Origin of the sequence: Granulicella tundricola MP5ACTX9 (assembly GCF_000178975.2) — a bacterium.
GTDB classification, from domain to species: domain Bacteria; phylum Acidobacteriota; class Terriglobia; order Terriglobales; family Acidobacteriaceae; genus Edaphobacter; species Edaphobacter tundricola.
Map to the genome: position 1 here is coordinate 1,737,326 of NC_015064.1, position 14,874 is coordinate 1,752,199.

The following is a 14,874-nucleotide window of genomic DNA, read 5'->3' on the forward strand; positions in this document are numbered from 1 at the left end:
GTGCGCAAACCAACATCTGTGCAACGGTCTCAGGAACTGCCCCATTGATCCCGGCGGCATTCTCGCACACCCAGCCCCGCACGCTGCAAAAAAGGTGCAAAAAAGCTGGCCAGAATGACACTTCTGTGTTACATTTGGGCTTTGCGCCGGACTGCTTGAATCGCTGTAAGTGTATCATTTCCCTCGGGTTACGGCGATCGAGAGCTCGGCTCCTGGAGCGTACGTCGAGGTATGGCCGACTATATCTACCTGCTCGAAAATCGTCTGTCCGCAGCTCAGCGAGCAGCCTTGCTTGCCGTTCGCGAGCTCGCCAAAGCGAAGAGCCTCACCCTGTTCCTCGTCGGGGGCGCTGTACGCGACCTGACCAGTGGCTCCCCCGTTCGTGATCTGGATGTAGTCGTTCAGGGGAACGCCCTCAAGCTCAACAAAGACATAGAGAAAGCCGGTGGAACCATCGTCGGCCAGTCCGACCTCGGACAAGCCCTCTTCGTCCGTTTTCCAGGCAGCGTTCGCATGGAGATCGGGAGCACCCTCTCGGTCACCTTTCCCAAACCCGGAAAACCCGTCCACAAGCCCGCCACCATCCTGGAAGACCTGCGCCGCCGCGACTTCACCGCCAACGCTATGGCTTTGTCGCTCAATGACGGCTCCTACGGCCTCCTCATGGACCCGCTCAACGGCGTCGCCGACATCGAAAACCGGCAGCTCCGCCTGGTCAGCAACTACGGCTTCATTGAGGACCCCATCCGCATGGTCCGCGCCGCACGTTACATGGCACGTCTCGGTTGGACCATGGATGAAAAGACCCAGTCCCGTTATGAGACCGGCCAGCAGGAAGGCTACATCTCCGCCCTCACTGACTTCCCGCGCGGCTATGAGACGGAAGAGATCGTCCACGAGGAAGATCCGCTCCGCGTCCTGAATCGTCTTGAAGCCGAAGGCTGGATGAAGCACCTCGCACCCTACTGGACCGCCGCAAAGGTCAACGTCGCAGAGCTGGAACGTCTGCGCGAGACCCAGACCCAGCTCCAGATGCAGGGCATCCACCCTGATCCTGCCGCGGCCAACTTCCCCTTGCTCACCGCCAAGCTGACGCCCAAGGAACTCGAAACCCTCAAGGCCAGCTTCCCGCGCAAGGGTTTCGTCACCGAGATTGAAGCGCTCGAAGCCGAGTCGAAGGAGTTCGCCACACAGCTTGGCAGCAAGCTCGCCGTTCTGCCCTCCACCTCCTGGAAGATGATCTCCGCGGCTCCTGCTGAGTCCGTTCTCTGGACCGCCTTCTCCACCAAAAGCGGCCAGCTCCAGGCCAAGTTCAAGAGCTTTTACACCGAATGGCCCCAGGTTCGCCAGAAGATCCCTTACACGCTCATGCAGGAGATGCGCATCGTCAAGGAGCTCCCCATCTATGAGGAACTCCTGGAAAAGCTCTTCTTCGAGCTCATGGACGGCCATCTGCAGACGCCGGAGGAGATGAAGGCCTTCCTCGAGCCTTACTCGCCCCCCGCACCTCCGCCGCCCGTCAGCACCCGCCGCCTCAAGGCCGCCAAGGCGCCCAAGGGCCGTGCCAAGAAGGTCAAGGTCGTCGATGACGCGGAGGATGAAGATCTCGATCTGCCCGCAATCGCTCGGGTAACCGACTCGGACGACGACGACGATCCCACGCCGGACGCAGACCCGGATAGCGATGACGACTCCGGCTCTGACTCCGACAGCGATGACGACGAGGACATGGATGCCGACGAGCCAGCGCCCGTGAAGGCACCGGCTAAAGCCGCCAAAGCCGCCCCTCCAACCCCCGCCAAAAAGCAGGCTCCTCCTCCTCCGGTCAACGTGGCTGCGGTGAAGTCGAAGCCCGCACCGCCGCCGCCGGCGAAAAAAGCTGCACTCAAAACCGCCTTGAAAACAGCCTTGAAGACCGCCGCCAAAACCCCAGTCAAGGCTCCCGTGAAACTCGCAACCAAGACCGCCCCGCCCGCCAGGGCGGTCAAGGCGGTGAAGGCGGTCGCCAAGCCTGCACCCAAAAAGGCCGTTCCCGCCAAGCAGTCCGTCGTCAAAAAGGCGACACCCAAAAAAGCCGCCCCTCCCGCAAAGAAGTCAGTACCAGCCAAAAAGTCGGCCCCAGTCAAAAAAGTTCCGGCCAAAGCGGTCAAAGCTCCAGCCAAAAAAACACCCATAAAAGCTGGCAAAAAGCGCTAGATAAATTATTTTTCGCAGATTTCGGGCCAAATTCGCGTGTCAAGCCCCAAAAAGGGTTAAGTCCTACATTCCAAAGGAAATAGAGTTGGGGTATTAGGTCGCTGAAAATGCTATAATAGAAGCAGAAGAGAAAAAGCCTCGACCCAACCGGTCGGGGCTTTTCTGTTGGATCAATATGAGACCAATTTTTTGATGTCTGGACCTAACTCTCATTTTTTGAATACTTTGAATCAAAACAGGGGGAAGGGGGGGTACCTCCTGGAACGAAAACGATCCTCCCGCATCCTGCATCCAAGCGGACTGAGGTGAACAGATGGTCGTAGCAGTTCTTCTAGGTTCAGTCCGGTCAGACAGGGTCGGTGAGCGCGTCGCAAAGTGGGTCATCGCAGAGCTCGAGTCACGCGGGCACGAGGCTGTCCTCGTCGATCCCATGACCCTCAAACTCCCACTCCTCGACCGCATGTGGAAGGAAGTCAAAAACGAGAAGGGTAGTGAGCACGCCGAACTCAAAGCCAAGCTCCAGCCCCTAGCCGAGCTCTACCAGCGTGCCGACGGCTTCGCCATCGTCACCGCCGAGTACAACCACAGCGCCCCGCCCGCGCTCGTCAACCTCATCGACTACTTCCTGGAGGAGTACTTCTACCGCCCCTCCGCTATCGTCTGCTACTCCGCCACTCCGTTTGGAGGCGTCCGCGCCGCCGTCCAACTCCGCTCGCTCCTGGCGGAGGTCGGCATGGGCTCTATCCCCACCCTCCAGCCCGTCCCCGCTGCCGGAGACGCCCTGAGCGCGGAGGGGGTACCCCTCACCCAGCAGCTGGCCGAAAAATCCGGCAAGTTCTTCGACGAGTTTGAGTGGTATATGAGAGCCCTCGCGGCAGAGCGCAAGCGCGGTACCCCTACCGGAACCGCCGCATAGCCAACACCGCCCCGGCGAACACCCCCGCCCCGGCCAGCATCATGAACGTAATCCCCCGGCGATACGCAACCTGCGTCCGCGCCGGGGTCTGCCCCACCGCCTCCCGGCACTGACTACACCCCTGCCCATAAAGCACGGGGGGGCACATCAGCATCAGCACCACAAAAAACCGAATCACTGGAACAGCGCAAGCAGCGCAAACAGGCCGAGCCACAAGATTCCCATCGAGTGCCAATACCAGGCCGCACAGTCCACCATGATCTGCCGGTTCTCAACCACCTTAGATAACCCCAGCCCCAGCAGCGCCGCAAACAGCGCCAACACCCCCACCACCAGGTGGAACCCATGAATCCCCGTAATCAGAAAAAACGAGTGGCTGCTCGGGTTCGAGTTATAGAACACATGCTCCGCCCCAAGCTGCCGCCAGGCCACAACCTGACCCACCAGAAACACACACCCCAATACGACGGTGGCCACAAGCCACGGCATGGCCCGCCGCGAGGTAGGCTTTCCCAACCCCAGCCACTCATCCATCACATCCATCTCCCGGAACATATGCCGCCGGGCCACCTCCACGGTAATGGAGCTAAGCACCAGCACCAGCGTATTCAGCCAGAGGAGGGGGGGGATGGCCGTAGGCAGCCACTCATTGATAAACCGAGCGTTTGCGTCGAAGTGTCCTGAGCCTTGTGACACGAAGAAGACGCTGACAATCGCCACGAAGAACATGAAGACGGCCGAAAGCGCGAAGAACAGCCCAAGCCGGTAACGATCAAGTCGCTCCCTTGGACTCCGTCGCCCGCGTCGCCGGTCGTTCCAGTTATCCGGGTCCCCGCCACCCCCTGTGCGCTTGTCCGTAGGTGGCCGGCGCCCCCCGCCATGGTCGCCATCTTCGAGATCCCGCCGTTTGCGTTCGATTTCGTTGGGAGTGATGACTGCTGGCATGGGAGACTCCTGAACTTTGCGCTCGGTGGGAACGATCCTGTAAAAAGCTTACTCCGCTTTCGCCGCTTCGGCCCACTGAGGTTGGAAGCTCTGACTCCCAACGCGCTCATCATACTCGCAAGGCCCACAGTGGACGGAGATTTGTGCATTGGATGCAAGACTAGCGGGAATCCATTCAAGCGTGGTCGCGCCCCATGGATTCTCCGGTGCCGGAGCCCCGCAGCGCAGGCTGCGCGCCAGGTTGAAGAGGAAGATCAGCTGTGACGCAATCAGGAAGACGGCCGCGTAGGTCACGTGCTTCTGGATCGGCATAGCCCGCGCCAGAAGCGTGGTTGCGGCGTTCTGAATCCCGTTTAGTTGGGAGTAATGGCGGGGATTTCCCATGAGCCCGGCGAGATGCATCGGCAGAAAGGTGGCATACGCCCCCACAAGCGTCAGCCAGAAGTGCCAGCGCCCGAGACGTTCGTTCATCAAGCGTCCACAGACCAAGGGAAACCAATAGTAAGTTGCGGCGAAGAGTCCGAAGATGCCCGCCATCGCCATGATCAGGTGGAAGTGCGCGACGACAAAATATGTGTTGTGCAGATACTGATCGAGAATCGGTTGGGCAAGGATCGGACCAGTCAACCCACCGGCAATGAATAAAGAGACAAAGCCAAGCGAAAACAGCATTGGCGTCGAATAGTTCGGACGGGATTGCCAAGTTGTGGCCAGCCAACTCAACACCTTCGCCGCTGAAGGCAGGGCAATCGCCATTGTTGAGATGGAGAAAGCGGTTCCGGCGAAGGGGTTCAACCCGGCCACAAACATGTGATGCCCCCAGACAAGAATCCCCAGAAACCCGATCAGCAGGGTGGTTGTGATCATGGTTCGGTAGGCAAAGACCCGCCGCCGACTAAAGTTCGCCAGTAGCATCGAGGTCAATCCCATCCCGGGAAGGATGGCGATGTAGACCTCCGGGTGCCCAAAGAACCAGAACAGGTGAAGCCACAGCAGCGGCGACCCGTTGCCTGAGCGATGAAGGGTACCGTTGACCAGATCGCCTGCAGGCAGGAAGAAGCTGGTGCCGGCATGACGATCCATGAACAGTAAAGTCAAGGCGGCAAGCAAGACTGAGAAGGCGATAACCGAGAGGATCGCGGCAGTAAACCACGCCCACACGGTCAGTGGCAGCCGCTCCCACGTCATCCCCTCGCAACGTCGAGTCACGATGGTCGTCAGAGTGTTGACCGAGGAGAAGATGGAGCCGATTCCGAAGAGGCCTATCGAGGCGAGCCAAAGATCCATGCCCAACCCTTGTCCAGGCCCGGCCGACGCTACAGCCGAAAGCGGCGGGTAGGCAGTCCAGCCGGAGATGGCGGCCCCGCCCTGAACAAACGATGAGGCAAGCAAAGTTAGAAGAGCGGTTGCCGTGAAGCAGAAACCCAGTGCGTTCAGCAGTGGGAAGGCCATACTTCGTGCTCCGATCTGAGCCGGCAGAATGAGGTTGCCAAAGCCAGCCTGGGGTGCAGTCGTCAGAACGAAGAAGAGCATCAGGGTGCCGTGGATCGTTACCAGCGCAAGATAGTCTTCTGGCTTGATCGGTCCAAACAGCGGCAGAACACGGTTAGGCCAGACCAAATGGACGCGCATCAGCAGGGAAAGAAACGTGCCGATCGCCACCGCGATCAGGGCCAGAACGAGATAGGACAGGCCAATCGTCCGATGGTCGGTGCGGAAGATCTTCATGGCTGCACCGCCGCTTCTTTGGCACGAAGCCATGCTGCAAACTCTTCAGGTGGCAACACTCTCAGGTTGGCGGTCATACGGTAGTGGCCGAGTCCGCACAGTTGGGTGCAGAGGATGGCGTACGTACCGGGTACGGAGGGGGTGAAGTGGATGTGGATGGACTGGCCCGGGACGGCGTTCTGCTTCACCCGCATGGCAGGAACCGAGAAGCCGTGGATGACGTCCTGGGCGTGGAGGTGCAGGTCCACCTCCCGGCCAGCGGGTAGTACCAACTCTGAGGTGACCAGGTCGTCCTTGGCGGTGGGGTCCGTGGGGTCCAGGCCCAGGGGGTTGCCGTTGCCGGGCTCGGCCAACTCTGGCCGGGTGCGGCCGAAGGCGTAGTCCTTGCCGGGGTAACGGAAGTACCAGGCGAACTGCATGCCGGTGGCTTCCACCTGGAGGGCGGAAGGGGCCGCGCCGACGTAGCGGGTGGCGGCCCAGAGGCGCTCGGCGCGGAGGGTGAGGAAGGCGAAGAGGATCGCCAGCGCGGTTAGCGGGATGTACTCGATCAGGTTGCTGGAGCGGGCTTCAGCGCGGCGACGGAGGAGCAGACCGACGAAGAGGATTAGGTGAGCCAGCGTGAGGAGTGCCACCGCGATCCAAAGATTGAGTGAGAGGTGGCTGTCCAGGGGGGCACCCTGGGTGGAGGCGTTGGGGGGGAGGTACCAGCCGGGGGACACCGGTCAATACACCGGGCAGCCGGAGGCCATCTTGACGGCTGTCCAGCAGGTGGCGACCGACTTGGCGGCGTTCACGACCGCCAGGCTCTCCTGATCGTTGGCGGTGAGTTGGGTGACGCGCTCCCTGGTCTCGGTGAAGACGTCTGGGGCGAGGTCGAGTTGGGGGAGGCTGAGGATGAGGCGGGCGCGGAGGCTGGGGTCGTCCGAGTCAAGGTAGCCGAGGAGAACTTTGTTGACGGACTGGCTTTGGAAGGGGTGGGTGGCTATGGCCTCCACCAGGTTGGAGCGGGAGTCGGAGGTCTGGTCGGGGCGGTGGAGGTAGGAGATGATGGCGGCTGCTGCGTCGTCGTGGATGGGACCGAGTTGGAGGATGTCTTCTACTACGGCCTGGCCAACCGTGCCCACGCCGTCGTCGCGCTTGAGGTAGGCGAAGAGGGGTGGGTAGATCGAGGCGGGTGGGTCGGGGGAGAAGCCTCCGAGGATGGCGGCGGTGAGGATGCGGTCGCCCTGGGACTCGTCGGTGAGGTGGGCGGCGATCTTCGGGATCGCGGGGGTGAGGATCTTTTGGAACTCGGATTTGTAGGCTATCGGGGCCGCGGGGGTGGCGGGGTCGGCGGGGGCCTCGAGGGATACCAGGGTGGTGAGGGCGTAGGCTCGGACGGGCTCGTCGGGGTTCTCGAGGGCCTTGAGGATGAGGGGGAGGGCCTCCCTGAGGGCGGCTGCGTTGGCGGTGACCTGGCCGGCGGCGGCGATCTCGTCCTGGGTAGGGGAGTGGCCGTTGGAGGAGCGGCTGAGGAGCTCGGCGAAGGACCATGCCAATGGGCCGGGCTTCGGCGCTTCCTGGGCTGATGCCAACGTGGCTGCTGCGAGGAGGATGGTGAGCAGCTTCATCAGGCGTTGGACTCTACGGCGGCTGATTTGTGTTCGGCTGCTAGGGTGAGGAAGAGGCGGTGGACCCGGTGGTCGGGGCTGAGTTCGGGGTGGAAGGTGGCGGCTAGCAGGTGGCCCTGGCGGACGAGGACGGGGAAGTCGTCGCGGGTGGCGAGGACTTCGACCTCCGGGCCGGTGTGCGAGATGCGTGGTGCGCGGATGAAGACCATTTCCAGCGGACCGCCGGGGAGGGTGGTCTCGGCGGTGCGGATGGTGGAGTCGTTCTGGCGGCCGTAGGCGTTGCGCTCGACCGTGATGTCCATGGCGGCCAGCGAATGCTGGGTTGGATTCTCAACCCGGCTGGCTAACAGTATCGCTCCGGCGCAGGTGCCGAAGGTGGGGGTGTCCCGGACGAAGGTGTCAAGGGCGGCGAAGAAGCCGTCGCGCTCCAGGTGGCGGAGGAAGGTGGTTGACTCTCCTCCGGGGATGATCAGCCCGTCGAGACCCGCGAGCTGGTCCGGGCGGCGGACGAGGATCGCTTTCGCGCCCAAGGCGATAACGGCCTCCGCGTGGGCCGCGTAGGCTCCCTGGAGGGCCAAGACGCCGATCTTAAGGTTTGTCAGGTGTGTCGATTCCGGTGCCAACTTGTGGGTACCCCTACCCCCGTCAAAGTATCTAAAGTCTTCGAAACATTGAAGTTAGGTCTGGACTTGGTCTGAGTAGTGGCGCACATGGACCGCCAAAGCAAAATCCCGGCGGTGTGGCCGGGATTTGTTTCCTTCTCTGATTCTATTATACAAGGCGTGTCAAGCCCTATGGCTGCTTAGTCGTTGCAGGTGTTGTAGATGCAATGTCTTTCTGAAAGTCTTCCGTGAGCTGCTTGAGTTGCGGCTGCAGGGAAACCATCTTTTGCCCGATCAATTGCTGTGCCTGGGTGGTGAGGCCGGGGAGTTTATCGACCATCGAGATGCCTGCGGGGGATTTGTAGAAGTTGACCATGCCGTCGAGCTCGGCTTCAGTGAAGGTCTTGGCGTAAAGGTCGATATAGGTGGGCTCCATGGCCTTCCATCCCATCTGGGCGTCGATGAGGGTGAAGACCTTTTTCTGGAAGGCGTCGAGCTTGGCCTGCTGGGCGGGGCTGATGGTGCCGCCGGCCATCTGGGCGGTCATGGCCTTGGTCTGCTGGGTGATGCCGTCCATCATCTGCTTCATGAGGCGGTCCATGTGGAGGAGGTTGACGATCTCCTGGGCCTTGGCTTTGCGGGAGGTTTCGTCTGCGTGGGCGGTGAAGGGGAGGGCCAGGAGGACTGAGAGGAGGATGGCGGTGCGCTTCATGGGCATGGGGCTCCGGGACGACTAGGACGATGGTAATTGATTATAAAAACTAGAAACTCCACTACCGAGAAGCCGACTTATGAGGAGTAATGTGCGAGTCCGATAAGCCAGCTCAATGCATTAGGGAGCCTCTGCGCAGGCGGCCGATTTGACGATGTCGGTGTGTGACTTGAGTCGGCGGCCAAGTTTTTCTGCGGTTGGGCCGTGCTTTGCTTGTTCTGGCTGGGGTTTGTGCGGAGTCGAAGACTCATAGCCCGTCTCCCGGCGCTAGGCGGCGGTTCCCGCCAGGTGCTTGCGGTGGAGGTAGAGGTTGATGAGGGCGAAGTTGGCGCATAGCCGGTGATGGTTCTTGGCGATGCCTCTGTAGCGTACCTTGTCGAAGCCGAAGACGCGCTTCAGGATACGGAAGACGTGTTCTACTTTCGCTCTTACTTTTGATTTCGTCGTATTCTTCTTCTTTGCCGCTTCATCGACATAGTTCTTGAACCTGGTTCGCTTGCAGGTCATGTCCTGGGCCTTGGGCGCGGCCTGCCGGATGGCCTTGGTCTGGCCTTGATAGCCGCCGTCGCCCCACACCTTGCGCTCCTCCCCATGTAGCAGATCCGGCAGCATGTGTACGTCGGAGACGTTGGCCGCCGACGTTGCCACTGAGTGCACGTGACCTTCTTTTGCATCAACGCCGATGTGCGCCTTCAGTCCGAAGTACCACTGCTTGCCCTTACGAGTCTGACGCATCGCCGGATCACGCTCTTTCTTCTCGTTCTTGGTCGAAGAAGGCGCATGAATAATGGTCGCATCCACGATCGTGCCGGTCTCGATGCGGATGCCCCTGGCCGCCAGATGCAGGTTCACCGCGTCGAGCATGGCACCGCCAAGGTCATGCTTTTCGAGCAGGTGGCGGAAGCGCAGCACTGTCGTTTCATCCGGTGCCGGAGCCACGCCCAGGTCAACACCAGCGAACCGCCGCAGCGTGAAGGACTCATAAAACGCCTCTTCGACGCCGGGGTCGGACAAGTTGAACCACTGTTGCATAAAGTACGTCCGAAGCATGATCGCAAGCCCGACAGGACGACGGCCGTTGCCGGCCTTCGGGTAGTGCGGTTCGACCAGAGCCTGTAACTCGGGCCACGGAACAACCACTTCCATCTCATCCAAAAACAGCTCCCGCCGAGACTTCCGCCCATACTTCTCAAAGATCGACTGGGACGCAAACGTCTGCTGCTTCATCGCCATCCACCCCTAACCATCAGATTAATCCATCAGGCCGCGGACGCAGAACTTGTGCAGAGTTTCCTTAGGGCAATCGTCGCGTCTGACTTCGCATACATTCAACAGCTGCGACGATTGCATCGGTATCCGCTTTCTTGGTCGACCACTCAATCCAGAAGTCACGCGTAGAGCTATCTGGCCTGATGACAGGCTTATCGAGCCGGATCCGAGTTGGAAGTAAAACAGCGTCGCCGAGAAGAACCGCTTCGCCGGTATCGAGCAAAGGGAGAATGTCGGTTAGTCCAGCCAATGAATCTGGCATCAGGCGTCGTATGACATTTTGGTCCGTCTCATTTGTGAGCCGGAGCGAAAGAAAGTTGTTGCACTGGCTTAGAATCGTCTTGCTGACATCGGATGGCCGCTGGCTGACAACGAGCAGAGAAAAACCATACTTCCGGCCCTCTTTTGCAATCCGCTCGAATGCTCCCAACGCTTGCCGCTGAACCGCATCTGCGTCTTCTCGGACAGGAAGATAGAGGTGGGCTTCATCGCACAGAATAGTGACGGGCGTTCGGCTATCGGCCTTCATCCAGAATTGAACGTCGTAGAGCAGTCTGGCAAAGGTGCCGGTCACCACGGGCAAAACGTCCGAAGGCACTTCAGAAAAGTCGATGATCTTTATCCCGGCACCATCGCTCGTGCCCAGAAGCTTCACGAGTTGCTGTGACAGCCAGTCGTAGTTCAGAGCGTCGATGGACGGCGTGAACATGAACCCGTATCGGCGATCTTCAAGCTTCGCTTCCAGACGTGAGATGAATCGCGTCAGCTTATTCTCTAAATCCCCTGTGATCGGCTTGCCGGTCGAACTGGAGACTCCTTTGGCCGTGTTATCGGCTCCGAGTCGGCTAAGCAGGTCTTTCATCTGATATGGAATTGGCGAATCGACGGTGAACGTCTTTTTCACCTCGAGCTTCTTTACACTGTCCAAGAAGTCTTGTTTGAGTTGGCGTACGTGGGATGTGAATCTCGAGGCCTGATTAGGCGCATTTTGATCGCTGCGGTCCAAAATCATCGACAACATCTCGTCCCGGTTCAGGAGCCAGTAGGGCAGGAATAGTACATCGTCTTTCGGTTTGTCCAGATCTCCTGGGCCGGCGATCCGATAGCGCTTCGCGAACCCGCCCTTATCTTTATCGGCAAGAGGAGCATATTCGCCGTGCATATCCATCACGATGATGTTCGGGAATTTGAGCTTGGATGCGCGCTCAAGGATGAGAGCTACCGCCCAACTCTTCCCCGAACCTGTGCTTCCGAGGATTGCAGCGTGCCTCTGAAAAAATTTGTCGCCGTTCGCAATTGCTACTGCCGAACGATCAGCGACAAACCGACCCAGCAACAGACGTTCGTCCTCCGGAATCTCTTGACCAAGGATACCCATAAAGCGCTGGAGATTGCTGCCGCTGATGACATAGCAATCCCGATCAATCTGAGGAAAGCTATCTGCACCACGCTTGAACGTGTTTTTCTTTTCGCCTTCTACGCTTCTGAATGTCCCGACGAGCGCCGCCCTCATGAGATCCCTGGGGACCGTCGACAGTGACTCGTCATCACCGGTCTCAGCCTCTGGCGACAACTCCAGGCCAAGCGTACGCGTCACCTTCTCCGTAATCGCGATTAGAAATTCCTGTTGCGTCGTGCCTTTGATTGCGAGGAGTTGGCCAACACCGATGCTGGTCAGCAGAACCGAGTCGGAAACATTGATGAGCACACGGCTCGTATCAACGGACACCACGCGCCCAATTTGGTCGGATGCGGCAAAAACAAGAGCCGTTTCACTCATGATTCAAAAACCTCCGTCACTAGTTGCTCTAGATCCCACAACGACATTCCGCCAAAAATGTCCGTACTCCCTTGGCTGTACACGCGTGTAGCCTTCACTCCGCTGACGACCGCACTTTCTAGCGCGATAACGTTTGGGTTCGCGCCGACAACCTTCTTGGCGTTGTCGGATAAAGTGCGCGCCAAAATGAGAGTGGGTATCCCTTTGCGGATTCTTTCGGTAAGGTGTGTTTCCAGATGTCCATCGTTAAATCCATATCCCACGATCAGAAAGCGGGAAGCCCGGTCTATCTCTTTATTCCCGCGTTCGCGATGAACATCGAAAGGGCTGCTGTAGCCGTTCCTATACTTGTTTTGACCAGGCGGAATAATGAGCCTGCTTACGTTGTGCAACGGCCCGCAATGGCGCACGGGCTCACCGTTGCGCTCGTACCAGTCTAGACTTCCGTGGGGTTTGCTGATGACCACCCTATCGGCGTAAAGGAAGCGTGATGTTCCTTTGTGCAGCTTCACATCACGACAGAAGCTCAGACGCGTCTCCCTCTCATCGAGGCGCCCGGCGAAGACACCGGTGAACATGACGTCCACCCCGAGGCCGGCCTCCTCAGAAGCCACTTCCAGTAGCCGGTCGTAATTCGTCGTAACAACTTGTATTCCCCCGGCCGGCCGCAAAAGATGCGGTAACAGGCGTGTGAAACCGAGAGTTCTGGTGCCGGCGAACACTTCCGCAGTGATCGCTGCCTCCGCTTCGAAAACAACCCGCCCGACTTCCGAGCGGATCGCCTCTTCGAGGTTGGTCGACGGTGCGATCTTCGTAAGGCCGTCTTCAAGGCCATAGGCAGTGATGTTCGGCGACACCTTGGCCCATTCGGCAACAAGGGGACCAGTCATGAGTGAGGGCATCGAGGAGCAAAGGTGACTTGCAAGAGCGTCCATGCCTGGAATGCCCTCAGCGCACGACAAACCCGAACCGACGATCGTCACCAAACCGTCGCTCATGTGCTGCTGAATCGTCAATTTCAGGGCTGAAATATCCATATAAATTGCGCCGCTAACTTACCTTGCACGACTGTTTGCAAACAAAAGGGTGGTGCAGCAATGGTACCCCCTTCGCGAATAGTCCTGAGAAACGCCGTTATGTTGACTAAGCGCAACCCTCTTGCAAGTTGTCTTTTCGGAAAACTGTGTCGTCCCCCATTTAGACTGGAGTAGATTTTCTACAGGGGAAGCCGGGTCTGTGGGAGACTGTGTTTGATCGAGGTGATTGGATGCGTGGTCTTTTGCTCTCTGTCTGTTTGCTTCCTGCTTTATGTGCGAGTGCTCAAGCTCCTGATGGCGGCACGCAACAGACGATGTCGAGTATCTTCATCTTTCCGACGCCGAATGCGGCGTTCACGGCTACGGTTCGGAGTGAGTGGACTCGGATTCTGCCGGATGGGAGTAAGGCGTCCATCTTCAATCATCGCTTCGTCGCGCGGGATAGCTCTGGGCGGGTGTTTCAGGAGCGCCGCTACCTGACGCCGCAGGGGGATAAGCAGGAGACGGAGATATCAGTGCTGCAGTATGACGATCCGAATCGGCATGAGCGGTATCAGTGCTATCCGCAGCGGCAGATGTGCGAACGGAGCAGGCTCTATCTGCCGACGGCGTCGCCTGCGCCTATGCCGTCCGGTCCGCTGCCGAATGGGAATGGAACGATGGTGCGTGAGGATCTGGGGCACAAGGCTGTTCAGGGCGTAGATGCGGTGGGGAGCCGGGAGATCACGACGTTGAAGGTCGGTGCGTTTGGGAACGAGAAGGTGCAGCCGGTGGTACGGGAGCTTTGGTTTTCACCGCATCTTCAGATGAATCTTGTGACCGAGCGGTTCGATCCGCGGGCTTCCGCGGTTCAGAATATTTATGTGACGGATTTGAAGCGGGATGAGCCTGATCCGAAGTGGTTTCAGATTCCGAGTGGGTATCGGGTGGTTGGGGATGGGTTGGAGCGGTAGGTGGGGGGCGGGAAGAAGGCGTCGATTTCTACTGAGCGAAATCGATACCCCACCCTTTCGCGATAGTGCTGCGAAACGATGGGGTACCCAAAACAAGCAAAGACAAATACGGAGGTTCTGAGCTTCGCTCAGAATGACGACTTAAAGAAGTTACCAGCCGCGGTGCTGCATCATGTCTTCTTCGGCGATCATGCCTACGGCGAGACCCTTCATGGCTCCGAGGCAGTCTTCTGAGGCCTCGGCCAGGATCTCGGGGTTGTCGAAGTGGGTGGCGGCGCGGACGATTGCTTTGGCGCGGGATTCGGCTTCGGCGCGCTCGGAGGGGTTGAGGGGCTTGCCGTCTACGAGGGAGACGTCCAGGCGGATGTTGCCCTCCTTCATGAAGATGCCGGAGCCGACGAAGACCGTCTGCGCGCCGAGCTGCATCATGAGGGCCGCGTCGGCAGGGGTGGCGATGCCGCCGGCGGAGAAGTTGGGGACGGGGAGCTGGCCGGTTTCGGCGACGAGCTTGACGAGCTCGTAGGGGGCGCGGAGCTCCTTGGCTGCGGCGTAGAGTTCCTGCTCGGAGAGGACGGTGAGGGCCTTCATCTCGGAGGTGATCTTGCGCATGTGCTTGACGGCGTGGATGACGTCGCCGGTGCCGGGCTCGCCCTTGGTGCGGATCATGGCTGCGCCTTCGGCGATGCGGCGGAGGGCTTCGCCGAGGTCCTTGGCGCCGCAGACGAAGGGGGTTTTGAAGGCGTGCTTATCGATGTGGTGGAGCTCGTCGGCGGGGGTGAGGACTTCGGATTCGTCGATGAAGTCGACTGCGAGGTGCTCGAGGATCTGGGCTTCGACGAAGTGGCCGATGCGGACCTTGGCCATGACGGGGATCGATACGGCCTTCTGGATGGCCTTGATCATGCCGGGGTGGGACATGCGGGCGACGCCGCCTTCGGCGCGGATCATGGCGGGGACGCGCTCGAGGGCCATGACGGCGACTGCGCCGGCGGCTTCGGCGATGATGGCCTGATCGACGTCCATGACGTCCATGATGACGCCGCCTTTGAGCATCTCGGCGAGGCCGGTCTTGAGGCGGAGGCTGGTGGGGGTGCTGGACATTTCGATTCTCCTTGGTGCTGGCGGG

General features: G+C 59.6%; 14 protein-coding genes. 3 read left to right on the plus strand and 11 right to left on the minus strand.

Annotation, left to right across the window (positions count from 1 at the left end; all coding sequences use genetic code 11):
- The first annotated feature begins 231 nt into the window (after positions 1–231).
- Positions 232–2,196 carry a tRNA nucleotidyltransferase/poly(A) polymerase family protein gene (locus ACIX9_RS07475; RefSeq protein ID WP_013579871.1) on the plus strand — a complete coding sequence of 655 codons (1,965 nt, stop codon included), beginning with the start codon at positions 232–234 and terminating at the stop codon, positions 2,194–2,196.
- A 313-nt stretch (positions 2,197–2,509) separates the two neighbouring features.
- Positions 2,510–3,112 (plus strand): NADPH-dependent FMN reductase, encoded by a 603-nt coding sequence (locus ACIX9_RS07480; RefSeq protein ID WP_013579872.1) that lies wholly within the window; start codon positions 2,510–2,512, stop codon positions 3,110–3,112.
- On the opposite strand, the gene ACIX9_RS07485 is transcribed toward ACIX9_RS07480, so the two are convergent.
- The 10 genes from ACIX9_RS07485 to ACIX9_RS07530 form a co-directional block, all read right to left on the minus strand.
- On the minus strand, positions 3,093–3,290 hold the full coding sequence (locus ACIX9_RS07485; protein WP_013579873.1) for a hypothetical protein: 198 nt from the start codon (positions 3,288–3,290) through the stop codon (positions 3,093–3,095). The two genes, ACIX9_RS07480 and ACIX9_RS07485, sit on opposite strands and share 20 nt — an antisense overlap.
- Complete coding sequence (locus ACIX9_RS07490; RefSeq protein WP_013579874.1) at positions 3,287–4,057, minus strand: cytochrome c oxidase subunit 3; 771 nt, start codon at positions 4,055–4,057, stop codon at positions 3,287–3,289. The genes ACIX9_RS07485 and ACIX9_RS07490 overlap by 4 nt, the downstream gene beginning before the upstream one ends.
- A gap of 48 nt (positions 4,058–4,105) precedes the next feature.
- Positions 4,106–5,785: a cytochrome c oxidase subunit I gene (locus tag ACIX9_RS07495; protein WP_013579875.1), complete on the minus strand. Its 1,680-nt coding sequence runs from the start codon at positions 5,783–5,785 to the stop codon at positions 4,106–4,108.
- Positions 5,782–6,504 (minus strand): cytochrome c oxidase subunit II, encoded by a 723-nt coding sequence (locus ACIX9_RS07500; protein WP_013579876.1) that lies wholly within the window; start codon positions 6,502–6,504, stop codon positions 5,782–5,784. The genes ACIX9_RS07495 and ACIX9_RS07500 overlap by 4 nt, the downstream gene beginning before the upstream one ends.
- A gap of 3 nt (positions 6,505–6,507) precedes the next feature.
- Complete coding sequence (locus tag ACIX9_RS07505; RefSeq protein ID WP_013579877.1) at positions 6,508–7,395, minus strand: hypothetical protein; 888 nt, start codon at positions 7,393–7,395, stop codon at positions 6,508–6,510.
- Positions 7,395–8,018 (minus strand): pyridoxal 5'-phosphate synthase glutaminase subunit PdxT, encoded by a 624-nt coding sequence (gene pdxT / locus ACIX9_RS07510; RefSeq protein WP_013579878.1) that lies wholly within the window; start codon positions 8,016–8,018, stop codon positions 7,395–7,397. Before pdxT ends, ACIX9_RS07505 begins: the two co-directional genes overlap by 1 nt.
- 169 nt (positions 8,019–8,187) lie before the next feature.
- The gene (locus tag ACIX9_RS07515; protein WP_041596987.1) at positions 8,188–8,715 is read right to left on the minus strand and encodes a DUF2059 domain-containing protein; all 528 of its coding nucleotides are present in this window, start codon (positions 8,713–8,715) and stop codon (positions 8,188–8,190) included.
- Positions 8,716–8,976: 261 nt separating this feature from the next.
- A complete protein-coding gene (locus ACIX9_RS07520; RefSeq protein WP_041597230.1) occupies positions 8,977–9,936 on the minus strand; it encodes an IS5 family transposase in 960 nt (319 codons plus the stop codon).
- 67 nt (positions 9,937–10,003) lie between these two features.
- Positions 10,004–11,758, minus strand: coding sequence for an ATP-binding protein (locus tag ACIX9_RS07525; protein WP_013579880.1), 1,755 nt, complete (start codon positions 11,756–11,758; stop codon positions 10,004–10,006).
- On the minus strand, positions 11,755–12,795 hold the full coding sequence (locus tag ACIX9_RS07530; protein ID WP_013579881.1) for an SIR2 family protein: 1,041 nt from the start codon (positions 12,793–12,795) through the stop codon (positions 11,755–11,757). The genes ACIX9_RS07525 and ACIX9_RS07530 overlap by 4 nt, the downstream gene beginning before the upstream one ends.
- A 314-nt stretch (positions 12,796–13,109) precedes the next feature.
- Here ACIX9_RS07530 and ACIX9_RS07535 point away from each other — a divergent pair, with 314 nt between their 5' ends.
- Positions 13,110–13,748 (plus strand): hypothetical protein, encoded by a 639-nt coding sequence (locus ACIX9_RS07535; RefSeq protein WP_013579882.1) that lies wholly within the window; start codon positions 13,110–13,112, stop codon positions 13,746–13,748.
- Positions 13,749–13,898: 150 nt separating this feature from the next.
- Here ACIX9_RS07535 and pdxS read toward each other — a convergent pair whose 3' ends face one another.
- A complete protein-coding gene (gene pdxS / locus ACIX9_RS07540) occupies positions 13,899–14,849 on the minus strand; it encodes a pyridoxal 5'-phosphate synthase lyase subunit PdxS (RefSeq protein ID WP_013579883.1) in 951 nt (316 codons plus the stop codon).
- Between the last annotated feature and the right edge of the window lie 25 nt (positions 14,850–14,874).

Coding starts and splice junctions, on each gene's coding strand:
- ACIX9_RS07475 (WP_013579871.1), top strand. CDS start 232: ATGGCCGACTATATCTACCTGCTCGAAAATCGTCTGTCCGCAGCTCAG.
- ACIX9_RS07480 (WP_013579872.1), top strand. CDS start 2,510: ATGGTCGTAGCAGTTCTTCTAGGTTCAGTCCGGTCAGACAGGGTCGGT.
- ACIX9_RS07490 (WP_013579874.1), bottom strand. CDS start 4,057: ATGCCAGCAGTCATCACTCCCAACGAAATCGAACGCAAACGGCGGGAT.
- ACIX9_RS07495 (WP_013579875.1), bottom strand. CDS start 5,785: ATGAAGATCTTCCGCACCGACCATCGGACGATTGGCCTGTCCTATCTC.
- ACIX9_RS07505 (WP_013579877.1), bottom strand. CDS start 7,395: ATGAAGCTGCTCACCATCCTCCTCGCAGCAGCCACGTTGGCATCAGCC.
- ACIX9_RS07515 (WP_041596987.1), bottom strand. CDS start 8,715: ATGCCCATGAAGCGCACCGCCATCCTCCTCTCAGTCCTCCTGGCCCTC.
- ACIX9_RS07520 (WP_041597230.1), bottom strand. CDS start 9,936: ATGAAGCAGCAGACGTTTGCGTCCCAGTCGATCTTTGAGAAGTATGGG.
- ACIX9_RS07525 (WP_013579880.1), bottom strand. CDS start 11,758: ATGAGTGAAACGGCTCTTGTTTTTGCCGCATCCGACCAAATTGGGCGC.
- ACIX9_RS07530 (WP_013579881.1), bottom strand. CDS start 12,795: ATGGATATTTCAGCCCTGAAATTGACGATTCAGCAGCACATGAGCGAC.
- ACIX9_RS07535 (WP_013579882.1), top strand. CDS start 13,110: ATGTCGAGTATCTTCATCTTTCCGACGCCGAATGCGGCGTTCACGGCT.
- pdxS (WP_013579883.1), bottom strand. CDS start 14,849: ATGTCCAGCACCCCCACCAGCCTCCGCCTCAAGACCGGCCTCGCCGAG.